We start from the raw sequence: 22,910 nt of genomic DNA, 5'->3' as shown, positions 1-22,910 counted from the left end.
GAAGGATTATCATGAAAAAATCATTAAAAACCAGCCTGGCGCTGATGGCAACTTTGTGGATGGTGCAGGCTGGCTGGGCCGCCATGCTGCAAACACCGCTGCAAGCCACCGCAGGGGTGGTGCCACCCAATGTGATGTTCACTCTGGACGACTCCGGTTCGATGGGTTTTGAATGTCTGCCCGATGATTTATGCATTGGGAGTGGGCGTGATGGTCGACGCGTGGGTACGATGCCGGATAGCATTGGCGACTGGAAATATGGTGTTGCCACTTACGATAAAACGGTAACAACGACTACGGGGGGAGAGTGTATTAGATGGGAGTGGTCGCCATGGTCGTGGCGGTGTTTGGAATATGGACCTGCGGTCACTACTTCGACAGTGACGCCATATATATTTAATCGCAAGCTGCGTTCAGCGGCAGTCAATCCGCTTTATTATAATCCAGCAGTGCGTTATTTCCCTTGGCTTAAAGCCGATGGTACGCGCTATCCCTCTTATCCGGGAACGGCGGCTCGTGATTTCCCTGAGATCTCTGGTTCGACCGATGTTATAAATTTGGTAACTCCAATTAATATTAGAAGAAATTGGTGCACATCATCTAACAGTTGCGTGGATGAAACTCAGAGTGTTTACCTTGCCCAGTATTTCAATAAAACTGGATCGGATGTCAATAATGTCAGTAGTTACACTCAGGTGTTGATTCAATCGGGAGGCAGCTACCCCAAGGCAGTGACCAGAACAGATTGCACCAGTACGGCAAATGTATGTACCTATGCAGAAGAGTTGCAGAACTTTTCTAACTGGTATTCCTACCACCGTTCAAGAATGCGGGTGGCCATTGCAGGAACTGCAGAGGCGTTTTACTCCGTGCCTGCCACCTATCGCGTAGGCTACGGACGGATTAATAAAAGTACGGCAGAGAGTATAGACGGTTCATCCAATATTTCTACGGTTGAAAAAGGTGTTCGCCCTTTTGTTTCTGGTTCTTTGGGTAATAAAGACAGTTTTTATACTTGGTTATTTCAACAGCAGCCACGCTCGGGGGGGACTCCGTTGCGGCGCGCCATGGATGCCGTGGGGCAGTATTATTCCTACACGGCTAATAGGGGGCCGTGGGGTGCTAATCCTGGGACGGAAGATACTACGCCACAATTGGCCTGTCGTCGGTCATTCCACATGTTGATGACGGACGGCATGTGGAATGGCGATGCCGCTGCCACATCTGCCGCAACAAGTAACGTGGATAACGAAAATGGATCCGCCATCACCGGTCCTGGATCCCAAAGTTATAGTTACACGGCTTCGCGGCCATATAAGGATAGTTATTCAAATACCTTGGCTGATGTGGCCATGTATTACTGGAAAAGTGATTTGCACCCGACGCTTGAAAACGGGGTCAAGGCATCTTCTTTGAATCCGGCTTTTTGGCAACATATGGTCAATTACACCATCAGCTTTGGTGTGCTTGGCACACTTGATCCAGCCAATGACTTGCCGGCGTTGACGAGTGGTGCCAAGACCTGGCCAGAACCTGGTGCTGATAAAAATGAAAATATCGATGATCTTTGGCATGCGGCTGTGAACAGTCGGGGGAAATATATAAGTGCCAGCAACACTACAGAATATTCCGGTGCACTCAAGAGTATTATCGATGATATAGCTGCAGTGAATGGTAGTGAGGCAGGTGTGGGTGTTTCTGCGCGCACCGTGTCTGCAGCCACAGCCACCCGTAAGTATGAGGCGGAATTTTCGTCCAGCAACTGGAGTGGCGATGTCAAGGCCATTAATCTGACTGCGGCTGGTAATGACAGTGGCACGGCATGGACTGCAGTGGCTAATATGCCTGCGCATGGATCGCGCAACATCATCACATACAACAAAGATGCAACCGGCACCAAGGGTGTGGCGTTTACCTGGGCTAACTTGACGGATTCAATGCGCACGACCCTGTATGGCTCCACAACAGGTGGAGAGGGTCTGGTGAACTATCTTCGTGGAGATCGAACAGGTGAGACCGGGACTTATAGGCCGCGCACGTCGGCCCTTGGCGACATCGTGAATTCCACGCCCATCCTGGTGAAGGACCAAGTAGATGGACAATACGGGTTTCTTCCCGCAGGATCAGTAGGAAAAGATACCTATTGGCGGTTTCAAGCTGCCAAGAAGCTGCGCCAAGCTCAACTGTTTGTGGGTGCTAATGACGGTATGCTGCACGCCTTCAGCGACGCAAACGGTGCGGAAACCTTTGCGTTCATACCGGATTCCCTATTAGGGAAGGTCAAGAATCTGGCAACCCTCAATTATTCGCATGAATATTTTGTTGATGGTCCCATGACCGAGGCTGATGTGTATGACACCACGAATTCCAAATGGCGCAATCTCGTAGTGGGTGGCACCGGGGCGGGGGCCAAGAGTCTTTTTGCCATCAATGTACCTGTGCCCGCGTATGCAAAGACTGCAACTACACCGCCAGCGGCGTTGACGGCCTCAGAGTCTGCGCCAAGTGCTACAGATATTCTCTGGAGCATCTCTAGCACAACCACAGGGTTCGCCGAGCTAGGCTATGTGCTTCAAGCGCCTGAGCACGGAGTCATGAAAGATGGGAGCTGGGTGGTGATTGTGGGCAATGGCTATGAGAGCGCCAGTGGTAAGGCGCAGTTATTTTTGGTCAATGCCGTGACGGGGGAGTTAATTAAAGCCTTGGACACGGGGGTTGGTTCAACCACCAGCCCCAATGGTTTGGGTGGAGTGCGAGTGGTGCGCAATGCACAAAGGCAAATTGTGGCTGCTTATGCAGGGGATTTGATGGGTAATCTCTGGAAATTTGATTTTTCCAGTGATCAGCCGTCCAATTGGCAGGTCGCATTTGGTACCACGGGTACGGCGCGTAACCCGCTTTACAAAACTGCCACCGCAGAGCCCATCACTGCTGCGCCCACTTACACCTTTCATCCAAGCGGTGGGGTCATGGTGCTGTTTGGATCAGGGAAGTCACACGAAATAGGCGATGACGGCGTGACGGCACAGAGGGCGTTGTATGGGGTTTGGGACAAGGTCTTGCTCGGTGCGACATCTACGACTGCGGCGGACCGAGTGACCGATGCAGCAACCATTGTTGCTCAGGCGCTCACTTCGTCGGCGTTAACCGATACGACCGGAACCTTTTATGGCCTGACGGTGACACCTGTAGATTACGCAACCAAACGGGGTTGGCGCCTGCCTCTTACGATCGGTTCGGGTCAGCGGCTGGTGGATGATCCGGAAATGGCCGGTGGACTGGTCTTCATGCAAACCATGACCCCAACGGCAGCGCTGGCGGGCTGCACGGTTTCCAGTGTCACGCGCTTTGGCTTTTTGCTGGATCCGTTCATGAAGGCTATTGAGCAGCCAACCTTCGACACGAATGGCGATGCGGTGTTTAGCTCAGGCGACAAGAAGCTTGCAGTGGCCGCGATGTTGAGCGGGAGTGGTCCAGCAACTATGGTGCGAGAAGCTGGCAAGAACAGGTACCGGCTTACTCAGGCGCGCACCAATAGCAATCCGATTAGTCAGGGTGTGCTTGGTGTCAGCAAGCGGTACTGGCGCCAGATTATCAGCCCTCCTAATTGATGAAATATTTATTTTTTGAAAAATCGTAAGGATAATAATGCGCTACCGTGGTTTTACCCTGATGGAATTGATGATCGTTGTAGCCATTGTGTCAATCTTGGCGGCGGTAGCGTATCCCAGTTACCGCGACTCGATCAATAAGTCCCGGCGTGCGGAAGCTCGTGCGCAATTGATGGATGCCGTGCAATATATGCAGCGGTTCTATTCGCAGAATGATCGCTATGACCAGACCAATGCGGCCACGCCGGTTGCTGTAGCACTGCCCGCTGCTATTCAGGTGTCCCCCAAAGGGGCGCCATCAGGTGCGCAGGTTTACGACATCGGCTTTGCGACTGGTTCACCGACTGCAACGGCTTTTGTGCTTCAGGCAGTGCCTCGTTCTGGTGGAGCTATGTCAAATGACAAGTGTGGAACGTTACGGATTAACAGCGTAGGGCAGCGGACTGTGACCGGAACTGGAGCTACAGTCGAGATGTGCTGGCGCTGATGAATGATTTGGGCTCAGTAACTTTGACTGTGGTGGAAAACCTCAGACATGCTTTGCTGCAGTCATGGATTATTTGCCTCGGAGGGGGGCAGAATTTTGTGTAAGCGGACAATCAGCCGTCGGCGCAAGCCGACCTGTCTGTAAATGAAAATGGCTTGATTGGCGACTGGTCTTAGACCACCTCTGAACTCGTTGCCAAAGCCGTGCCTCCAACCAGTAGGTTGCCCGTGCACAGGTAGTCCAAGGGGTGTGACATGTCTATGAGCGCCACCCAATTTCAGCCAGGCCTGTCGCTGGCGTTCGCTTTGTCGCCACCGCACAGCGCAACGCCAGGCTTGGGGGCGGGGCTCGGCCAGAACGGGGTTTGCGAACAAAACCCTGTCGGATCAATAGGTGCTTTGGTCTCGATAGCGCCCGGGCTTTGTTAACGCCGCGTGTACCCCAGGCACGCCCCCGCATTTGGCAACCCTTTGCATTCCCTGTACAGGCGCCGGTCACGCTCGGCGGTGCTTTCTTCCGATGGGCTGCGCTGGTGCTTGACTTTGACGGAGCCCTTCTTTTTGGTGGGGGTGCTGGCCCCTGTTTCGGCGGCACTCTTTTGGGGCGCGGCCTGCGCGCTGGGGGAGGGCGCCAGCAGGCCCAGTGCCATGCAGGCACACAGGATGGCGGCGGCGCCTGTACCGCCTGTGCCTTGAGTGCGTGGGTTGTGCAGGCTTTTGTCGCAATTGTTGCTATGCATGAGTGCTCCATGGCTGGCAGGTTGGTCGGGCGGTCTGCTGTCGGCATCCTTTACGATGCGGCGTTGTCATTTTCCACGCCCATCCTGCCATGCGCCAAGCTTTGCTGAATCTCGAAGAATCCCGTATCCGTGAAGTCGCCAACGCTGGCATGGGGCGCAGCGATGTGCTGGCCTTCTGGTTTGGCGAGAGCGATGAGGGCACGCCCGATGTGGTGCGCCAGGCGGCCATTGATTCGCTGCAGCGCGGTGAAACGTTTTATGCGCACAACCTGGGCCTGCCGGAGTTGCGTGCCGAAGTGGCGGCTTACACCAGCCGGCTGCACCGGCCTGTGGGCGCTGACCGCATTGCCATCACGTCGGGCGGCGTCAATGCGCTGATGCTGGCGGTGCAGGCGCTGGTGGATGCGGGCGATGAGGTGGTTGCCGTCACGCCTGTGTGGCCCAACCTGACGGCGCAGCCCCTGATCATGGGGGCGACGTTGCGCTGCGTGTCGCTGCGCCCCCAGCCGGGCGGCGCCTGGGCGCTGGACATGCAGGAGCTGCTGGCTGCTATCACCCCGGCCACGCGGTTGCTGGTGGTGAATGCGCCCAATAACCCCACGGGCTGGACCTTGACGGCGCAGGAGCAGCAAGCCATCCTGGCGCATTGCCGTGCCACGGGCACCTGGATCTTGGCCGATGAGGTGTATGAACGCCTGTATTACGAGCCCACCGCCCATGGCTGTGCCCCCAGTTTTCTGGACCTGGCCGAGCCCGAAGACCGCCTGGTGGTGGCGCACAGCTTTTCCAAAAGCTTTTTGATGACGGGCTGGCGCCTGGGCTGGCTGGTGATGCCGCCGTCGATGACGCACCACATGGGTAAGCTGGTCGAGTTCAATACCTCGTGCACCAGTGTTTTCACGCAGCGGGCCGGCATTGCCGCACTGCAGCATGCGGACGAGATCACGCCGCGTGTGGTTGCGCACCTGCGGCAGTGCCGCGACACCTTGGTGCCACTTTTGCAGGCGCTGCCCGGCGTGGAGGTGGCCAGTGCGCGCGGCGGTATGTATGTGTTCTTTCGCCTGCCGGGGCATGGCGATTCGCTGGCCACCGCCAAGCGCCTGGTGGCCGAGGCGGGGCTGGGCCTGGCGCCTGGCAATGCCTTTGGCGAGGAGGCGCAGGGCTGGCTGCGCTGGTGTTTTGCGTCCAAAGATCCACAGCGCCTGGTGCAGGGGGTGGGGCGGCTTAAAAACTGGCCCGGGTTATAATTCGCGGGTTTTGCACGGTGCAAGACGCACGCCAATAGCCGTTCCAGCCGCTGGCGCAAGTAAAAACTATTGACCTGCGGCATTGCTGCAGGTCTCCATCAAGGAAAAATCAATGATCGCATCCTCTATCAAGGCCGAAGTTGTCAAGGCCAATGCACGCGCTGCCAACGACACGGGTAGCCCAGAAGTGCAAGTGGCCCTGCTGACGGCCCGCATCAACGAACTGACCCCTCACTTCAAGACGCACGCCAAAGACCACCACGGTCGCCGTGGCCTGCTGCGCATGGTGAGCCGTCGTCGCAAGCTGCTGGACTATCTCAAGGCCAAGGACGCCGACCGTTACACCGCGCTGATCGCCAAGCTGGGTCTGCGCAAGTAATCTGATTTGCATGCCAAAACGCCTGGGTTAGTCCGCTAGCTCAGGCGTTTTTTACTTCGGAGCCGCAAAACAGAGCGAAGCTGTGTCATTCCAATGGCCTTGATCCACGCAGGTGGCGGGCAGGTTCACTGGAATGGCATCGTGTTCTGAATTGCTATCCGGCCCAATCTGGCAAAGCGCTGCCAGCTATTAAAACAGGAGCTGAACATGAGCATTTTCAACAAAGTAACCAAGTCTTTCCAATGGGGTGACAAGACCGTCATCATGGAAACCGGCGAAATCGCCCGCCAGGCCGGCGGCGCCGTGCTGGTAAACATCGACGACACCGTGGTGCTGGCCACCGTGGTGGCCTCTAAGGTGGCCAAGGCGGGGCAAGACTTTTTCCCGCTGACGGTGGATTACATCGAGAAGACCTACGCTGCGGGCAAGATCCCCGGCAGCTTCTTCAAGCGCGAAGCCAAGCCCAGCGAGCACGAAACCCTGACCAGCCGCCTGATCGACCGCCCGATCCGCCCGCTGTTTCCCGAGGGCTTTTTCAACGACGTGCATGTGGTCATCCACACCGTGTCGCTGAACCCCGAAGTCGATGCCGACATCGCCGCCCTGATTGCCACCAGCGCTGCGCTGGCCATCTCGGGCATTCCGTTCAATGGCCCGATTGGCGCTGCACGCGTGGGCTACATCAACGGCGAATACGTGCTCAACCCCGGCCAGACGGCGCGCAAGAGCTCGCAGATGGACCTGGTCGTGGCAGGCACCGAAGCGGCCGTGCTGATGGTCGAATCCGAGGCGCAGCAACTGTCCGAAGAAATCATGCTGGGTGCCGTGGTGTTTGGTCACCAGCAGGGCAATGTGGCCATCAACGCCATCCATGATCTGGTGCGCGAAGCCGGCAAGCCCGTGTGGGACTGGAAGGCGCCCGCCAAGGATGAGCCGCTCATCGCCAAGGTGACGGCCCTGGCCGAGGCCAAGCTGCGCGCGGCCTACCAGATCCGCAACAAGCAGGCCCGCACGCACGCCTGTCGCGAGGCCTATGCCGTGGTCATGGCCGACCTGAAGGAAGAAGGCATTGCCTTCGACAGCGTCAAGGTCGAAGGCATGTTGTTCGACATCGAGGCGCGCATCGTGCGCAGCCAGATTCTGGCGGGCGAGCCCCGCATCGACGGCCGCGACACGCGCACCGTGCGCCCCATCGAGATCCGCAGCAGCGTGCTGCCCCGCGCGCACGGCTCGTCGCTGTTCACGCGTGGCGAAACCCAGGCGCTGGTGGTGACCACGCTGGGCACCGAGCGCGATGCGCAGCGCATCGACGCGCTGGCCGGCGAGTACGAAGACCGCTTCATGATGCACTACAACATGCCTCCCTTTGCCACCGGCGAAGTGGGCCGCATGGGCAGCACCAAGCGCCGCGAAATCGGCCACGGCCGCCTGGCCAAGCGTGCGCTGGTGGCGGTGCTGCCAAGCAAGGAAGAGTTCCCCTACACCATGCGTGTGGTGTCGGAAATCACCGAGTCCAATGGTTCTTCGTCGATGGCTTCGGTCTGCGGCGGCTGCCTGTCGATGATGGATGCCGGCGTGCCCATGAAGGCGCATGTGGCCGGTATCGCCATGGGCCTGATCAAGGAAGACAACCGTTTTGCCGTGCTGACCGACATCCTGGGCGATGAAGATCACCTGGGCGACATGGACTTCAAGGTGGCCGGCACCACTGCCGGCATCACGGCGCTGCAGATGGACATCAAGATCCAGGGCATCACCAAGGAAATCATGCAGGTGGCACTGGCCCAGGCCAAGGAAGCGCGCATTCACATCCTGGGCAAGATGCAGGAAGCCATGGGCGAAGCCAAGACCGAAGTGAGCAACTTCGCGCCCAAGCTCTACACCATGAAGATCAACCCCGAGAAGATCCGTGACGTGATCGGCAAGGGCGGCGCCGTGATCCGTGCGCTGACCGAGGAAACCGGTTGCCAGATCAACATCGAGGAAGACGGCACCATCACCATCGCCGCCACCGACAACGCCAAGGCTGACGAAGCCAAGCGCCGCATCGAGCAGATCACGGCCGAAGTCGAAATCGGCAAGATCTACGAAGGCCCGGTCACCAAGATCCTGGACTTCGGCGCCCTCATCAACCTGCTGCCCGGCAAGGACGGCCTGCTGCACATCAGCCAGATCGCGCACGAGCGTGTCGAGCGCGTGGGCGACTACCTGACCGAAGGCCAGATCGTCAAGGTCAAGGTCATGGAAACCGACGAAAAGGGCCGTGTCAAGCTGTCCCTGAAGGCCCTGACTGAGCGCCCAGCCGGCGGCAGCGATCGTCCGGCCCCGGCCGAGCGTGGTGAGCGCGGCGACCGTGGTGGCGAGCGCCGCGATGGCGGTCGTGATCGCCAGCCCGTCGATCAGCAGCAGCAACAGCAGCAAGCCGCGCCTTCCGAAGGCAACGCGGGCCAGCTGAACGGCTGATTGATCTGCTATTGATATAAGAGCTGCTGGCGCTTGTCCATCAAGCGCTAGCGGCCAAAATCATTCGGATGGACGAGCGAAGGGTTCCTGTATGCGCGCTGTAGAAATCACTGCCTTTGGCGCCCCCGAGGTGTTGCGCCTGGGCGAGCGCCCCATGCCCCAGGCGGGCGAGGGCGAGTTGCTGATCCGTGTCAGTGCGAGTGGCATCAATCGGCCTGACGTGTTGCAGCGTCTGGGCCATTACGCACCGCCCCCGGGCACTTCCGATCTGCCGGGGCTGGAGGTGGCGGGTGTGGTGGAAAGCGGCGATGCTGCTGCCCTGGCGCGGGCCGGTCTGAGCGTGGGCGACCGCGTTTGCGCGCTGGTGGCTGGCGGCGGTTATGCCGAGTGGTGCGTGGCGCCGGTCGAGCAGTGCCTGCCAGTGCCTGCGGGGCTCAGTGACATCGAGGCGGCATCCTTGCCCGAAACCTTCTTCACGGTGTGGAGCAATGTGTTCGACCGGGGCCGCCTGCAGGCGGGCGAAACCCTGCTGGTGCAGGGCGGCACCAGCGGCATTGGCGTCACGGCCATCCAGCTGGCGCGCGCCTTTGGTGCCACGGTGATCGTGACTGCGGGCAGTGACGAAAAATGTGCTGCCTGCCTGGCTTTGGGCGCGCACCATGCCATCAACTACAAGACACAGGATTTTGTTGAGGAAGCCAAGCGCATCACCGCCGGCAAGGGCGTGGATGTGGTGCTGGACATGGTCGCCGGCGACTATGTGGCGCGCGAGGTGGAATGCCTGGCTGAAGATGGCCGCCTGGTCATCATCGCCGTGCAGGGCGGGGTCAAGAGCAACTTCAATGCGGGCCTGGTGCTGCGGCGCCGGCTGACCATCACGGGCTCGACCTTGCGCCCGCGCCCGGTGGCGTTCAAGGGCACCATTGCGCGCGCGCTGCGCGAGCATGTCTGGCCGCTGATGGCTGCGGGCACGGTGCGCCCGGTCATTTACCGCACGTTCGCGGCGGCGGATGCGGCGCAGGCCCATGCGCTGATGGAATCCAACCAGCACACTGGCAAGATTGTTTTGACGTGGTCATCATGAAAAAGAAACTCATCGCAGGCAACTGGAAGATGAATGGCAGCCTGGCTGCCAACGAAGCGCTGGTGCGTGCCCTGATCAGCGGCATGGGTCAGCCCGCTTGTGATGTGGCGGTGGCGGTGCCGGCGCCCTATCTGGCCCAGGTGCAGAGCATCGCTGCAGGATCGGTGCTGGCGCTGGCCGCGCAGGATGTCTCGGTGCATGAAGCGGGCGCCTACACGGGCGAAACCTCGGCCGCCATGCTCAAGGAGTTTGGCGTGCGCTATGTGCTGGTGGGGCACTCGGAGCGGCGCCAGTACCACGGCGAGAGCGACACCCTGGTGGCCGTCAAGGCGCAACGGGCGCTGGCGGCAGGCATCACGCCCATTGTGTGTGTGGGCGAAACCCTGGCCGAGCGGGAAGCCGGTCAAACCGAGGTGGTGGTGAAGCGCCAGCTGGCGGCCGTGATCCATCTCAACGGCCATTGCATCAGTGAAATCGTGGTCGCCTATGAGCCTGTCTGGGCCATTGGCACCGGCCGCACGGCTTCGCCCGAGCAGGCCCAGCAAGTGCACGCCGTGCTGCGGGCACAACTGGCTGCGGCCAGTGAGCACGCAGACCGCATTCGCCTGCTGTACGGCGGCAGCATGAACGCTGCCAACGCCGCCCAGTTGTTGGCGCAACCCGATATCGACGGTGGCCTGGTGGGTGGCGCGGCGCTGAAAGCCCAGGACTTTTTGCAAATTATTGCTGCAGCCCAATAAGGGCTTGCACTTGAAGCTATTAAATCAGGAGTAAATTGAGAATGAATGTGCTTGTGAATGTGATTTTGGGTGTGCAGATGCTGACGGCGCTGGGCATGATTGGCCTGATCCTGGTCCAGCATGGCAAGGGGGCAGACATGGGTGCTGCATTTGGCGGCGGCAGTTCGGGCAGCCTGTTTGGCGCCAGCGGCAGTGCCAACTTCCTCTCGCGCACCACGGGCGTGCTGGCCACGGTGTTCTTTGTGGCCACGCTGGCACTGGCTTATTTCGGTAATGTGCGCCCGGCCGGTTCGGGCAGTGTGCTGGAAACGCCGGCGGCAGTGGTTCCGGCAGCGCCGGTGGATGCCGTCCCTGCGGGTTCGAGCGCGGCGGTTCCGGTGCCTGCGCCGGCCGCTTCGGGTGCGGGGCAGATTCCGACGAAATAAAGCGCACTTAATTGGGCTTCTCCCTCCGGGGAAGGGTTTTTCCGGAGTAGAATTTAAGACTGTCTGGAAAGCAAAAGCCGCAAGGCGCCTCATGCCATCCAGATAAGAAAATCAGCCGTCGTGGTGAAATTGGTAGACACGCTATCTTGAGGGGGTAGTGGCGAAAGCTGTGCGAGTTCGAGTCTCGCCGACGGCACCAAAACATAGGCCTGCCTGCATGACCCGCCCCGGGTTGTCGCGGGCAGAGCTGCAGCGGTGAGCACATCCTCCAGATGAATCTCGATCAGTACCTCCCCGTCCTCTTGTTTATCCTGGTTGGCATCGCCGTAGGTGTCGTGCCCCTGGCTCTGGGGTATGTGTTGGGCCCCAATCGCCCGGACGCCGCCAAAAACTCCCCTTACGAATGTGGCTTCGAGGCTTTCGAAGATGCGCGCATGAAGTTCGATGTGCGCTATTACCTCGTGGCCATTCTTTTCATCCTGTTCGATCTGGAAATCGCCTTCCTCTTCCCGTGGGCGGTGACGCTGCAGGACGTGGGTGTGACCGGCTTTGTCGCCGTGGTGATCTTTCTGGCCATCCTTGTCGTGGGCTTTGCCTACGAATGGAAAAAAGGCGCCCTGAACTGGGAATGAGCGGGCTTCAATAAGGACGTAAGCAATGATTGAAGGCGTGATGAAGGAAGGCTTCATCACCACGAGTTACGACTCTGTGGTGAACTGGGCCAAGACCGGATCCCTGTGGCCCATGACCTTTGGTCTGGCTTGCTGTGCGGTCGAAATGATGCATGCCGCCGCTGCGCGCTACGACATCGGGCGTTTTGGTGCCGAGGTGTTTCGCGCCAGTCCGCGCCAGTCCGATCTGATGATTGTGGCGGGCACCTTGTGCAACAAGATGGCCCCCGCTTTGCGCAAGGTGTATGACCAGATGTCCGAACCCCGCTGGGTGCTGTCGATGGGGTCGTGCGCCAATGGTGGTGGTTACTACCACTACAGCTATTCCGTCGTGCGTGGCTGTGACCGCATCGTGCCGGTCGATGTGTATGTGCCGGGCTGTCCGCCCACGGCCGAAGCGCTGATCTACGGCATCATCCAGCTGCAGCAGAAAATTCGCCGCACCAACACCATTGCTCGTGCCTGAAGGGTTGATGATGACTGCTGTTGCCATTCGGCCTGAAAAACTCCAAGACAACATTGCTGCGGCCTTGGGCGCCAAGGTGCGTCAGATCACGGTGGCTCTGGACGAGGTGACGGTGGTGGTTGCCGCTGCCGACTACCTGGACGCGATGCGCGTGTTGCGCGATGCCGAGGGCTGCCGCTTCGAGCAGCTGATCGATCTGTGCGGTGTCGACTATTCCGCATATGCCGACGCTGTGAACGAAGGCGCCCGCTACTGCGTGGTGTCGCACTTGCTGTCCGTCAGCCTGAACCAGCGCGTGCGCGTCAAGGTGTTCTGCCCTGACGATGATTTCCCGGTGGTGGCCTCGGTGTCCGATCTGTGGAATTCTGCCAACTGGTACGAGCGCGAGGCGTTCGATCTGTTTGGTATCTTGTTTGACGGCCATAACGACCTGCGCCGCATCCTGACCGACTACGGCTTTATCGGTCACCCCTTCCGCAAGGATTTCCCGCTGTCCGGGCATGTGGAAATGCGCTATGACGCCGAGCAACGGCGCGTGGTCTATGAGCCCGTGTCCATCGAGCCGCGCGAAATCACGCCCCGCATCATTCGCGAAGACAAGTACGGAGGCCTGCACTGAGCCGCTGGGCGTCTCATGTGATCCATCATGGCGGAAATCAAGAACTATTCCCTGAACTTTGGTCCGCAGCACCCGGCCGCGCACGGTGTGTTGCGTCTGGTGCTGGAGCTGGACGGCGAAGTCGTGCAACGCGCCGACCCGCACATCGGACTGCTGCACCGCGCCACCGAAAAACTGGCCGAGCACAAGACCTACATCCAGTCGCTGCCCTACATGGACCGGCTCGATTACGTCTCGATGATGTGCAACGAGCACGCCTACTGCCTGGCGATTGAAAAGCTGCTGGGCATCGAGGTGCCGCTGCGTGCGCAATACATCCGCGTGATGTTTGCCGAAATCACGCGTTTGCTGAATCACCTGATGTGGCTCGGCTCGCACGGCAACGATTGCGGCAGCTCCACCATCCTGATCTACACCTTCCGCGAGCGCGAAGACCTGTTCGACATGTACGAAGCCGTCTCCGGCGCGCGCATGCATGCGGCCTATTTCCGTCCAGGCGGTGTATACCGCGACCTGCCGGACAGCATGCCGCAGTACAAGGTCAGCAAGATCAAGAATGCCAAGGCCCTGGAGGCCATGAACCAGAACCGCAAGGGTTCATTGCTTGATTTCATCGACGACTTCACGCAGCGCTTTCCTGGCTGCATGGATGAGTACGAAACCCTGCTCACCGACAACCGCATCTGGAAGCAGCGCACTGTGGGCATTGGTGTGGTGCAGCCCGAGCGAGCGCTGAATCTGGGCATGACCGGCCCCATGCTGCGCGGCTCCGGCATTGCGTGGGATTTGCGCAAGACCCAGCCCTACGACGTGTACGACCGCATGGACTTCGATGTGCCGGTTGGCAAGACCGGCGACTGCTACGACCGTTATCTGGTCCGCATGCAGGAAATGCGCGAGTCCAACCGCATCATCAAGCAGTGTGTGGACTGGCTGCGCGCCAATCCGGGCCCGGTGATCACGGACAACCACAAAATTGCCCCGCCCGATCGCGAATCCATGAAGTCCAACATGGAAGAGCTGATCCACCATTTCAAGCTGTTCACTGAAGGTTTCCATGTGCCCGAGGGTGAGGCCTATGCGGCGGTCGAGCATCCCAAGGGAGAGTTTGGTATCTACCTGGTGAGCGACGGTGCCAACAAGCCGTATCGCCTGAAGATCCGCGCCCCCGGTTTCGCGCATCTGGCCACGCTGGATGAGATGGCCCGGGGCCACATGATTGCGGATGCCGTGGCCATCATTGGAACCATGGATATCGTGTTCGGAGAGATTGATCGATGATTACCGAAGCGACCAAGGCGCGGTTTGCGCGTGAAGTGGCCAAGTACCCGGCGGAGCAAAAGCAATCGGCCGTGATGGCCTGCCTGTCCATCGTGCAGCAGGAGCAGGGATTTGTGAGCGAAGCCAGCGAGGCGGTCATTGCCGAGTACCTGGGCATGCCGCAGATCGCCGTGCACGAAGTCACCACCTTCTACAACATGTACAACCAGCAAGCGGTGGGCAAATACAAGCTCAACGTCTGCACCAACCTGCCATGCCTGTTGCGCGATGGCGGCAAGGCGCTGGAGCATCTGGAGCACAAGCTGGGTATCGCCATGGGCGAAACCACGCCGGACGGCATGTTCACCCTGCAGCAGAGCGAGTGCCTCGGTGCCTGCGCCGATGCGCCCGTGATGCTGGTGAACGACCGCCACATGTGCAGTTTCATGGGCAACGACAAGCTCGACCAACTGGTTGACAGCCTGCGTGCCGCGGAGGCCAAGCAATGACCACGGCAGCCCAGGTGCTTGCACAATTCCAGGCGGCAGGGGTCGAAACCTGCTTTCACGACCGGCACATCACGCCCCAGATTTACGCCGACCTGAATGGCTCCAACTGGAGCCTCCAGGAATATGAAGCGCGCGGCGGCTACCAGGCGCTGCGCACCATCCTGGGCAAGGATGGCGGCGAGGGGCTGACGCAGGACCAGGTGATCGCGACCGTCAAGGAATCCGGCCTTCGGGGCCGTGGTGGCGCGGGCTTTCCGACGGGCCTGAAGTGGAGCTTCATGCCGCGCCAGTTTCCCGGGCAGAAGTACCTGGTGTGCAACTCGGACGAGGGCGAGCCAGGTACGTGCAAGGACCGCGACATCCTGATGTACAACCCGCACATCGTGATCGAGGGCATGATCATTGCTGCCTACGCGATGGGCATCAGCGTGGGCTACAACTACATCCACGGCGAAATCTTCCAGGTCTATGAACGCTTCGAGACCGCGCTGGAAGAGGCGCGTGCCGCGGGCTATCTGGGCGACGGCATCCTGGGCAGCGGTTTCAGTTTCCAGTTGCATGCGCACCATGGTTTTGGTGCCTATATCTGCGGCGAGGAAACCGCCTTGCTCGAATCGCTGGAGGGCAAGAAGGGCCAGCCCCGCTTCAAGCCGCCATTTCCGGCCAGCTTTGGCCTCTATGGCAAGCCCACCACCATCAACAACACCGAAACCTTCGCTGCGGTGCCGTGGATCATCCGCAATGGCGGCGCTGCCTACCTGGCCTGCGGCAAGCCCAACAACGGTGGCACCAAGATCTTTTCGGTCAGCGGCGATGTGGAACGGCCCGGAAACTATGAAGTGCCTATGGGCACGCCGTTTGCCAAGCTCCTTGAATTGGCTGGCGGTGTGCGCACCGGGCGCCAGCTCAAGGCGGTGATTCCGGGTGGATCGTCGTCGCCCGTGTTGCCGGCATCCATCATCATGGAATGCACCATGGACTACGACTCCATTGCCAAGGCCGGCTCCATGCTGGGCTCCGGTGCGGTCATCGTCATGGACGATTCGCGCTGTATGGTCGAGTCGCTCAAGCGTCTGTCGTATTTCTACATGCATGAATCGTGTGGGCAGTGCACCCCGTGCCGTGAAGGCACCGGCTGGCTCTGGCGCCTGGTGGACCGCATCCACCGCGGCGAAGGGCGTCCTGCCGATATGGAGGTGCTCGACTCCGTGGCCGGCAACATCATGGGCCGCACCATCTGCGCGCTGGGCGACGCCGCCGCAATGCCCGTGCGCGCCATGATCAAGCACTTCCGCCCCGAGTTCGACGCGTTGATCCGGAACAAGACCCCTCAGGCCGCGCCCTCTGCCTGATCGCGAGAAAAGCATATGGTTGAAATTGAACTGGACGGTCAGAAGGTAGAAGTCACCGAGGGTTCCATGGTGATGCATGCTGCCGAAAAGGCCGGCACCTACATTCCTCACTTCTGTTACCACAAGAAGCTCTCGATTGCGGCCAATTGCCGCATGTGTCTGGTCGATGTCGAGAAGGCTCCCAAGCCCATGCCTGCATGTGCCACGCCGGTCACGCAGGGCATGATCGTGCGCACCAAGACCGACAAGGCCATCAAAGCCCAACAGTCGGTGATGGAGTTCCTGCTCATCAACCATCCGCTCGATTGCCCCATTTGCGACCAGGGCGGTGAGTGCCAGTTGCAGGACTTGGCCGTGGGCTATGGCGCGTCGTCGTCGCGCTACGAAGAAGAAAAACGCGTGGTCTTCCACAAGGATGTGGGCCCGTTGATCTCGATGGAAGAGATGAGCCGTTGCATCCACTGCACCCGCTGCGTGCGCTTCGGCCAGGAAGTGGCTGGCGTGATGGAACTGGGCATGATTCACCGGGGCGAGCACTCCGAGATCACCACCGTGACGGGCGACACGATCGACTCCGAGCTCTCGGGCAACATGATCGACATCTGTCCGGTCGGTGCGCTCACGAGCAAGCCTTTCCGCTACAGCGCCCGCACTTGGGAGCTGTCGCGCCGCAAGTCGGTCAGCCCGCACGATTCCACCGGTGCCAACCTCATCGTTCAGGTGAAAAATCACAAGGTCATGCGTGTCGTGCCTTTGGAGAACGAAGAAGTCAATGAGTGCTGGATCGCTGACCGCGACCGCTTTTCGTACGAAGCACTCAACAGCGACGAGCGCCTGACCCGGCCCATGCTCAAGCAGGGCGGAACATGGCAAGAGGTGGACTGGCAGACTGCGCTGGAATACGTCGCGAACGGCCTCAAGAACATCAAGAATGACCATGGCGCTGCTGCCATCGGTGCCTTGGTCAGCCCGCACAGCACGCTGGAAGAGCTGTATCTGGCCGGCGCGCTGGTGCGTGGCCTGGGCAGTGAAAATATCGACTACCGGCTGCGCAACGCCGAATTCGCTGCTCCATCCGGGATTCGCTGGCTGGGAACTTCCATTGCTTCCTTGTCCACCTTGCAACGCGTTCTGGTGGTGGGCTCCAACCTGCGCAAGGACCATCCGCTGTTTGCCCAGCGAATTCGCCAGGCAGCCCGCCATGGCTGTGCGGTGAGTGCTATCAATTCAGAAGTCTATGACTGGGCCATGCCTGTGGTGCAGGCGCTGGTGCAACCGCCCAGCGCTTGGGAACAAGCCTTGGCCAGCGTGGCGGCCGCGATTGCCCAGGAAAAAGGCGTTCAGGTCCCCGATGGCTCGGTTCAGGTGAGTGATTCCGCGCTGGCCATTGCCCGCTCCCTGTTGGGAGGCGAGCGCAAGGCCATCTTGCTGGGCAACGCTGCCGCCCACCATGCGCATGCCAGTCGCATTCTGGCGCTGGCACAGTGGATCGGAGAGCAGACGGGGGCCACGGTGGGTTACCTCACGGAGGCTGCCAACACGGTGGGGGCGCAGTTTGCCGGTGCCATGCCCGGCAATGGCGGCCTGAATGCCGGCCAGATGCTCGGTGGTAGTCTGAAAGCAGCCCTCTTGCTGAACACAGAGCCGGCCTTTGACGCGGCCGGTGGCGAGGCGGCCTGCCAGGCGCTGGCCGGCACCGACATGGTCGTCACACTGAGCCCGTTCAAGGCTAACATGGCTTTCAGCGATGTCTTGCTGCCGATCGCGCCATTCACCGAAACGTCGGGCAGCTTCGTGAACGCCGAAGGCCGTTTGCAGAGTTTCCATGCCGTCGTCCGGCCATTGGGTGAAACCCGTCCTGCCTGGAAGGTGCTGCGGGTCCTGGCCAATCTGCTGAACGTGCCGGGCATTGATTTCGAGACCTCCCAGGACGTGCTGGCACGGGCTACCAACACCCCGGCGGGCGGCGTTGCAGCGGTTTCGTCCGCGCAGTTGAGTAACGCCCAGGCCATGCTTCCCCAGGCTGAAGGGCCTGCGGTGGGAGAGCCGGCCGTGGCATCCATCTACCAGCTCGATGGACTGGTGCGCCGGGCCACTTCGTTGCAACTGACGGCGGATGCCCGTCGTGCACAGGAAGGAGCTGCGGCATGATTGATGCAATCCACAACGCGGGGCTGAACCTGTTGAGCTATGGCTGGTGGACTGCCATCGTCTGGCCGGTTCTCTGGATTCTTTTGAAGATTGTGGTGATCCTGGCGCCATTGATGGGGGCTGTCGCCTATTTGACGCTGTGGGAGCGCAAGCTGCTTGGCTTCATGCAGGTGCGCCACGGTCCCAATCGTGTCGGCCCGATGGGTTTGCTGCAACCCATTGCGGATGCACTCAAACTGTTGACCAAGGAAATCATCCAGCCGACCGCAGCCAGCAAGGGCTTGTTTGTGCTGGGCCCTGTCATGGCGATCATGCCTGCGCTGGCGGCCTGGGTCGCGATTCCCTTCGGGCCGGACGTTGCCCTGGCCAATGTGAATGCGGGTTTGCTGCTGGTGATGGCCATCACGTCCATCGAAGTCTATGGCGTGATCATCGCCGGCTGGGCTTCCAATTCCAAATATGCATTCCTGGGTGCGCTGCGTGCCTCTGCGCAAATGGTCAGCTATGAAATCGCCATGGGGTTCTGCTTCCTGGTGGTTATCATGGTGTCGGGCAGCATGAACCTGACCGAGATCGTGATGGGGCAGGGGCGCGGCATGGCGGCCGACATGGGCCTGGGCTTCCTGTCCTGGAACTGGTTGCCGCTGCTGCCGATTTTCCTGGTCTATCTGATTTCCGGCGTGGCAGAAACCAACCGCCATCCCTTTGACGTGGTCGAGGGCGAGGCCGAGATCGTGGCGGGTCACATGGTTGAATATTCGGGCATGGGTTTCGCCATCTTCTTCCTGGCCGAATACGCCAGCATGTGGTTGGTGTCCATCCTGGCTGCGCTGATGTTTCTCGGTGGCTGGCTCTCGCCAATTGACAGCGCATTGTTCAACTGGGTTCCAGGCTGGATCTGGCTGGGCCTGAAGACCTTTGTGGTGGTGTCGATGTTCATCTGGATCCGGGCGACTTTCCCCCGTTTCCGTTACGACCAGATCATGCGTCTGGGCTGGAAAATCTTTATTCCAGTCACGCTGGTGTGGCTGCTCATCGTTGGCGGGTGGTTGCTCTCGCCGTGGAATATCTGGAAATAAGCGGGGACACAAATGACTGCTGTTGCTGCTGCTGCACCTTTTTCGTTCAAAGACTTTCTCAAGAGCTTCATGCTTGTTGAGCTGCTCAAGGGCATGGCCCTGACCGGCCGCTATGCCTTTCGCCGCAAGGTGACCGTGCAGTTCCCTGAGGAAAAAACGCCCTTGTCACCTCGCTTTCGGGGGTTGCACGCATTGCGCCGCTATGACAACGGCGAAGAGCGTTGCATTGCCTGCAAGCTGTGCGAGGCTGTCTGCCCTGCGATGGCCATCACCATCGAATCGGATGTGCGTGAGGATGGGTCTCGCCGTACCACGCGCTACGACATCGACCTGACCAAGTGCATCTTCTGCGGCTTTTGCGAAGAGAGTTGCCCGGTCGACTCGATCGTCGAGACGCATATCCTCGAATACCACGGGGAAAAGCGGGGCGACCTGTATTTCACCAAAGACATGCTGCTGGCGGTGGGTGACCGCTATGAAGGTGAAATCGCTGCGGCCAAGGCCGCTGACGCCAAGTACCGCTAACGCGGTCTTGCTGCGACTTCCTTAGGCCAGACTTTCTACAAAGAACCGATTCATGGACGCCAAGACTGGTTTTTTCTATCTCTTCTCGGTGGTGCTGCTGTTTGCAGCCTTCCGGGTAATTACCGCGCGCAACCCCGTGCATGCGGTGTTGCACCTCATCCTGGCTTTTTCTCAGGCTGCTGCGATCTGGTTGCTGCTCAAGGCGGAGTTTCTGGCCATCGTGCTGGTCCTTGTGTATCTGGGCGCGGTCATGGTGTTGTTCCTGTTCGTGGTGATGATGCTGGACATCCACATCGACACGATCCGCAAGGGGTTCTGGAAGCATTTCCCGCTGGCCGCCTTCGTGGGCGCCATGATTGCCCTGGAAATGGCGGCGGTGCTCATGGGCGGATTCCGGGGCATGGATGAACCCAAGGTCGCAGCGGTGGTGCTGGATGCGGCGGGGCAGGTGGTTCCCTATTCCAACGCCAAGGCTCTGGGTAAATTGCTCTACACGGAATATCTGTACCCCGTGGAAATTGCCGCCGTCATTTTGCTCGTGGCCATGATTGCCGCCATTGCACTGACGCTGCGACAACGCAAGGACACCAAGGCGATCGACCCCTCGACGCAGGTCAGGGTGCGGGCCCGCGATCGTCTGCAGGTCGTGAAGCTTGCGGCAACCCAGAAACCTGGGCACGAGGTTGCCAGCGAGCCTGCGGGCGAGGAGAAAAAAGCATGACATTGACGCTGGGACACTTTCTTTCTCTGGGCGCGATGTTGTTCGCCCTCGCCGTGATCGGCATTTTCCTCAATCGCAAGAATCTGATTGTTCTGCTGATGGCGATCGAGTTGATGCTGCTTGCGGTCAACATGAATTTCGTGGCGTTCTCGCACTATCTGGGCGACATGCACGGTCAGGTGTTCGTGTTTTTCATCCTGACAGTGGCGGCGGCCGAGTCGGCCATCGGTCTGGCCATTCTGGTGCTGTTGTTCCGCAACAAGTCCAGCATCAACGCGGACGAACTCAACACCCTCAAGGGTTGAGTCGCCCGTCATCCCAAGGTTCTCAAGAATGAGTCAAACCCTCTCTGCTTCAACGCTTCTGGCGGTTCCGTTGGCGCCGCTGGCGGGCGCCTTGCTGGCCGGTATCTTCGGTACCACGTTTGGCGGCAACTGGATTGGCCGGCGCCTCAGCCACACGCTGACCATCCTGGGTGTGCTGGTCGCGTTCATCCTGTCGGCCATGACGCTCAAGAGCGTGGCCCTCGATGGCGCGCGCTTCAACGAGACGCTCTACACCTGGATGGTGGTGGGTGGACTGAAGATGGAAGTGGGCTTCCTGATCGACAGTCTCACCGCCATGATGATGGTTGTGGTCACCTTTGTGTCGCTCATGGTGCACATCTACACCATTGGCTACATGGAGGAGGATGACGGCTACAACCGCTTCTTTGCCTACATTTCGCTGTTCACGTTCTCCATGCTCATGCTGGTCATGAGCAACAACCTGCTGCAGCTTTTCTTTGGCTGGGAAGCGGTGGGGCTGGTGTCGTATTTGCTGATCGGCTTCTGGTTCAACAAGCCGTCGGCCATCTTCGCCAACATGAAGGCATTCCTGGTCAACCGGGTGGGTGACTTCGGTTTCATTCTGGGCATCGGCCTGATTGCGGCATACACCGGGACCCTCAATTACGGCGAAGTGTTTGGCAAAACGGCCGAGCTGGGCGGGCTGGCGTTCCCGGGCACCGACTGGATGCTCATCACGGTCATCTGCATCTGCCTGTTTATTGGCGCCATGGGTAAGTCGGCCCAGTTCCCGCTGCATGTGTGGCTACCCGATTCCATGGAAGGCCCCACCCCCATCTCGGCGCTGATTCACGCGGCAACCATGGTCACGGCGGGCATCTTCATGGTGGCTCGCATGTCGCCGCTGTTTGAGCTGTCGGATACCGCCCTCAACTTCATCCTGGTAATTGGTGCGATCACGGCCCTGTTCATGGGCTTTCTGGGCATCATCCAGAATGACATCAAGCGCGTCGTCGCCTATTCCACCTTATCGCAGCTCGGCTACATGACGGTGGCGCTGGGTGCGTCAGCCTACTCGGTGGCGGTGTTCCATCTGATGACGCATGCGTTCTTCAAGGCTTTGCTGTTCCTCGGTGCTGGTTCGGTCATCATGGGCATGCACCACAACCAGGACATCCGCTGGATGGGTGGCGTGCGCAAGTACATGCCCATTACCTGGATCACCTCGCTGCTCGGTTCACTGGCACTGATCGGCACGCCCCTGTTCTCGGGTTTCTACTCCAAGGACAGCATCATCGAGGCGGTTCACTTCAGCCATTTGCCCGCGGCAGGGTTTGCCCACTTTGCCGTGTTGGCAGGGGTGTTCGTCACGGCGTTCTATTCGTTCCGCATGTATTTCCTGGTGTTCCACGGCAAGGAACGCTATGACCAGAATCCGGATGCGCACCATGGCGATCCCCACCACGCGCAGGATGACCACCATGGCCATGCTGCCAAACCGCACGAATCCCCCTGGGTGGTGACGGTGCCCCTGGTGCTGCTGGCGATCCCTTCGGTGGTGGTCGGCTTCATGTTCATCCAGCCCATGCTGTTTGGCGACTTCTTCAAGGACGTGATCTTTGTCGATGCAGCCCGGCATCCCGCCATGGCCCAACTGGCCGAGATCTTCCACGGCCCCATGGCCATGGCGCTGCACGGGCTGCAGACAGCACCGTTCTGGCTGGCGCTGGCGGGTGTTGCGGTGTCGTATTACATGTACATGGTCAATCCTGCGTTGCCTGCCGCGATCAAGGCACGGGTGCAGCCGATCTACACCCTGCTGGAAAACAAGTACTACCTCGACTGGATCAACGAAAACATCCTGGCGCGTGGGGCGCGGGCGCTTGGCACCGGTCTGTGGAAGGTGGGAGACCAGGCCATCATTGACGGTGCAGTGGTCAACGGATCATGGAAGCTGGTGCGCTGGGTCTCTGGCATCGTGCGCTGGATGCAGACGGGTTTCGTCTTCCACTACGCCCTGGTGATGATTCTGGGTGTGTTTGCGCTGATGACCTGGTTTGTCTGGCGCGACTATTTCCTGCAGCTCATCAAATAA

At 59.6% G+C, this 22,910-nt stretch carries 21 protein-coding genes and 1 tRNA gene; 21 read left to right on the top strand and 1 reads right to left on the bottom strand.

All coding sequences use genetic code 11. The features are described from left to right. Positions 1-11: 11 nt before the first annotated feature. Both J8G26_RS06495 and J8G26_RS06490 read left to right on the top strand, forming a co-directional pair. Positions 12-3,611, top strand: a complete 3,600-nt coding sequence (locus J8G26_RS06495; protein WP_210568333.1) for a PilC/PilY family type IV pilus protein — start codon at positions 12-14, stop codon at positions 3,609-3,611. A 37-nt stretch (positions 3,612-3,648) separates the two neighbouring features. Beyond that, positions 3,649-4,098, top strand: a complete 450-nt coding sequence (locus J8G26_RS06490) for a type IV pilin protein (protein WP_282598134.1) — start codon at positions 3,649-3,651, stop codon at positions 4,096-4,098. Between the two features lie 424 nt (positions 4,099-4,522). On the opposite strand, the gene J8G26_RS06485 is transcribed toward J8G26_RS06490, so the two are convergent. Further along, entirely contained in the window at positions 4,523-4,837 is a 315-nt protein-coding gene (locus tag J8G26_RS06485; RefSeq protein WP_246881266.1) for a hypothetical protein, read from the bottom strand. An 89-nt stretch (positions 4,838-4,926) separates the two neighbouring features. On the opposite strand from J8G26_RS06485, the gene J8G26_RS06480 reads away from it, so the two are divergent. From J8G26_RS06480 to nuoL, 19 genes are all read left to right on the top strand, one after another. After that, positions 4,927-6,084: a pyridoxal phosphate-dependent aminotransferase gene (locus J8G26_RS06480; protein ID WP_210568332.1), complete on the top strand. Its 1,158-nt coding sequence runs from the start codon at positions 4,927-4,929 to the stop codon at positions 6,082-6,084. A gap of 112 nt (positions 6,085-6,196) precedes the next feature. Beyond that, entirely contained in the window at positions 6,197-6,463 is a 267-nt protein-coding gene (gene rpsO / locus J8G26_RS06475) for a 30S ribosomal protein S15 (RefSeq protein ID WP_005793232.1), read from the top strand. 207 nt (positions 6,464-6,670) lie between these two features. Then, on the top strand, positions 6,671-8,926 hold the full coding sequence (pnp, locus tag J8G26_RS06470) for a polyribonucleotide nucleotidyltransferase (protein WP_210568331.1): 2,256 nt from the start codon (positions 6,671-6,673) through the stop codon (positions 8,924-8,926). 91 nt (positions 8,927-9,017) lie between these two features. After that, the gene (locus J8G26_RS06465) at positions 9,018-10,010 is read left to right on the top strand and encodes an NAD(P)H-quinone oxidoreductase (protein WP_210568330.1); all 993 of its coding nucleotides are present in this window, start codon (positions 9,018-9,020) and stop codon (positions 10,008-10,010) included. After that, positions 10,007-10,750, top strand: coding sequence for a triose-phosphate isomerase (gene tpiA / locus J8G26_RS06460; RefSeq protein WP_087744471.1), 744 nt, complete (start codon positions 10,007-10,009; stop codon positions 10,748-10,750). Before J8G26_RS06465 ends, tpiA begins: the two co-directional genes overlap by 4 nt. A 41-nt stretch (positions 10,751-10,791) precedes the next feature. Beyond that, the gene (gene secG, locus J8G26_RS06455) at positions 10,792-11,175 is read left to right on the top strand and encodes a preprotein translocase subunit SecG (RefSeq protein ID WP_210568329.1); all 384 of its coding nucleotides are present in this window, start codon (positions 10,792-10,794) and stop codon (positions 11,173-11,175) included. 114 nt (positions 11,176-11,289) lie between these two features. Then, positions 11,290-11,374, top strand: a tRNA-Leu gene (locus J8G26_RS06450). A gap of 73 nt (positions 11,375-11,447) precedes the next feature. Beyond that, a complete protein-coding gene (locus J8G26_RS06445) occupies positions 11,448-11,807 on the top strand; it encodes an NADH-quinone oxidoreductase subunit A (RefSeq protein ID WP_087744474.1) in 360 nt (119 codons plus the stop codon). 25 nt (positions 11,808-11,832) lie between these two features. Next, the gene (locus tag J8G26_RS06440; protein ID WP_005793239.1) at positions 11,833-12,312 is read left to right on the top strand and encodes an NADH-quinone oxidoreductase subunit B; all 480 of its coding nucleotides are present in this window, start codon (positions 11,833-11,835) and stop codon (positions 12,310-12,312) included. A 10-nt stretch (positions 12,313-12,322) separates the two neighbouring features. After that, positions 12,323-12,931, top strand: a complete 609-nt coding sequence (locus tag J8G26_RS06435; protein ID WP_087748196.1) for an NADH-quinone oxidoreductase subunit C — start codon at positions 12,323-12,325, stop codon at positions 12,929-12,931. A 27-nt stretch (positions 12,932-12,958) separates the two neighbouring features. Beyond that, complete coding sequence (locus J8G26_RS06430) at positions 12,959-14,212, top strand: NADH-quinone oxidoreductase subunit D (protein ID WP_210568328.1); 1,254 nt, start codon at positions 12,959-12,961, stop codon at positions 14,210-14,212. After that, positions 14,209-14,700, top strand: coding sequence for an NADH-quinone oxidoreductase subunit NuoE (gene nuoE / locus J8G26_RS06425; RefSeq protein WP_210568327.1), 492 nt, complete (start codon positions 14,209-14,211; stop codon positions 14,698-14,700). Before J8G26_RS06430 ends, nuoE begins: the two co-directional genes overlap by 4 nt. Next, positions 14,697-16,052 (top strand): NADH-quinone oxidoreductase subunit NuoF, encoded by a 1,356-nt coding sequence (nuoF, locus tag J8G26_RS06420; protein ID WP_210568326.1) that lies wholly within the window; start codon positions 14,697-14,699, stop codon positions 16,050-16,052. Before nuoE ends, nuoF begins: the two co-directional genes overlap by 4 nt. A 15-nt stretch (positions 16,053-16,067) precedes the next feature. Next, positions 16,068-18,203 (top strand): NADH-quinone oxidoreductase subunit NuoG, encoded by a 2,136-nt coding sequence (nuoG, locus tag J8G26_RS06415; protein ID WP_087744482.1) that lies wholly within the window; start codon positions 16,068-16,070, stop codon positions 18,201-18,203. Beyond that, positions 18,200-19,282 carry an NADH-quinone oxidoreductase subunit NuoH gene (gene nuoH, locus J8G26_RS06410; protein ID WP_087744485.1) on the top strand — a complete coding sequence of 361 codons (1,083 nt, stop codon included), beginning with the start codon at positions 18,200-18,202 and terminating at the stop codon, positions 19,280-19,282. Before nuoG ends, nuoH begins: the two co-directional genes overlap by 4 nt. A gap of 12 nt (positions 19,283-19,294) precedes the next feature. Then, the gene (gene nuoI / locus J8G26_RS06405; protein WP_087744486.1) at positions 19,295-19,807 is read left to right on the top strand and encodes an NADH-quinone oxidoreductase subunit NuoI; all 513 of its coding nucleotides are present in this window, start codon (positions 19,295-19,297) and stop codon (positions 19,805-19,807) included. 52 nt (positions 19,808-19,859) lie between these two features. Then, positions 19,860-20,528, top strand: coding sequence for an NADH-quinone oxidoreductase subunit J (locus J8G26_RS06400; RefSeq protein ID WP_087744488.1), 669 nt, complete (start codon positions 19,860-19,862; stop codon positions 20,526-20,528). After that, positions 20,525-20,833 carry an NADH-quinone oxidoreductase subunit NuoK gene (gene nuoK, locus J8G26_RS06395; RefSeq protein WP_086912973.1) on the top strand — a complete coding sequence of 103 codons (309 nt, stop codon included), beginning with the start codon at positions 20,525-20,527 and terminating at the stop codon, positions 20,831-20,833. Before J8G26_RS06400 ends, nuoK begins: the two co-directional genes overlap by 4 nt. Positions 20,834-20,861: 28 nt before the next feature. Further along, on the top strand, positions 20,862-22,910 hold the full coding sequence (gene nuoL, locus J8G26_RS06390) for an NADH-quinone oxidoreductase subunit L (protein ID WP_210568325.1): 2,049 nt from the start codon (positions 20,862-20,864) through the stop codon (positions 22,908-22,910).

Origin of the sequence: Acidovorax sp. JG5 (assembly GCF_017939685.1) — a bacterium.
In the GTDB taxonomy this organism is placed as follows: Bacteria; Pseudomonadota; Gammaproteobacteria; order Burkholderiales; family Burkholderiaceae_C; genus Acidovorax.
Note: the sequence above shows the minus strand (reverse complement) of the source record. Positions and strands in the feature narration are given on the sequence as shown.

Bases quoted from the DNA above. Each gene is read 5' to 3' on its own strand.
- J8G26_RS06495 (WP_210568333.1), top strand. From the start codon at position 12: ATGAAAAAATCATTAAAAACCAGCCTGGCGCTGATGGCAACTTTGTGG.
- J8G26_RS06465 (WP_210568330.1), top strand. From the start codon at position 9,018: ATGCGCGCTGTAGAAATCACTGCCTTTGGCGCCCCCGAGGTGTTGCGC.
- rpsO (WP_005793232.1), top strand. From the start codon at position 6,197: ATGATCGCATCCTCTATCAAGGCCGAAGTTGTCAAGGCCAATGCACGC.
- J8G26_RS06490 (WP_282598134.1), top strand. From the start codon at position 3,649: ATGCGCTACCGTGGTTTTACCCTGATGGAATTGATGATCGTTGTAGCC.
- nuoF (WP_210568326.1), top strand. From the start codon at position 14,697: ATGACCACGGCAGCCCAGGTGCTTGCACAATTCCAGGCGGCAGGGGTC.
- nuoK (WP_086912973.1), top strand. From the start codon at position 20,525: ATGACATTGACGCTGGGACACTTTCTTTCTCTGGGCGCGATGTTGTTC.
- secG (WP_210568329.1), top strand. From the start codon at position 10,792: ATGAATGTGCTTGTGAATGTGATTTTGGGTGTGCAGATGCTGACGGCG.
- J8G26_RS06400 (WP_087744488.1), top strand. From the start codon at position 19,860: ATGGACGCCAAGACTGGTTTTTTCTATCTCTTCTCGGTGGTGCTGCTG.
- nuoL (WP_210568325.1), top strand. From the start codon at position 20,862: ATGAGTCAAACCCTCTCTGCTTCAACGCTTCTGGCGGTTCCGTTGGCG.
- J8G26_RS06435 (WP_087748196.1), top strand. From the start codon at position 12,323: ATGACTGCTGTTGCCATTCGGCCTGAAAAACTCCAAGACAACATTGCT.
- nuoG (WP_087744482.1), top strand. From the start codon at position 16,068: ATGGTTGAAATTGAACTGGACGGTCAGAAGGTAGAAGTCACCGAGGGT.
- J8G26_RS06440 (WP_005793239.1), top strand. From the start codon at position 11,833: ATGATTGAAGGCGTGATGAAGGAAGGCTTCATCACCACGAGTTACGAC.
- J8G26_RS06480 (WP_210568332.1), top strand. From the start codon at position 4,927: ATGCGCCAAGCTTTGCTGAATCTCGAAGAATCCCGTATCCGTGAAGTC.
- J8G26_RS06485 (WP_246881266.1), bottom strand. From the start codon at position 4,837: ATGCATAGCAACAATTGCGACAAAAGCCTGCACAACCCACGCACTCAA.
- J8G26_RS06430 (WP_210568328.1), top strand. From the start codon at position 12,959: ATGGCGGAAATCAAGAACTATTCCCTGAACTTTGGTCCGCAGCACCCG.
- nuoE (WP_210568327.1), top strand. From the start codon at position 14,209: ATGATTACCGAAGCGACCAAGGCGCGGTTTGCGCGTGAAGTGGCCAAG.
- nuoH (WP_087744485.1), top strand. From the start codon at position 18,200: ATGATTGATGCAATCCACAACGCGGGGCTGAACCTGTTGAGCTATGGC.
- pnp (WP_210568331.1), top strand. From the start codon at position 6,671: ATGAGCATTTTCAACAAAGTAACCAAGTCTTTCCAATGGGGTGACAAG.
- tpiA (WP_087744471.1), top strand. From the start codon at position 10,007: ATGAAAAAGAAACTCATCGCAGGCAACTGGAAGATGAATGGCAGCCTG.
- J8G26_RS06445 (WP_087744474.1), top strand. From the start codon at position 11,448: ATGAATCTCGATCAGTACCTCCCCGTCCTCTTGTTTATCCTGGTTGGC.
- nuoI (WP_087744486.1), top strand. From the start codon at position 19,295: ATGACTGCTGTTGCTGCTGCTGCACCTTTTTCGTTCAAAGACTTTCTC.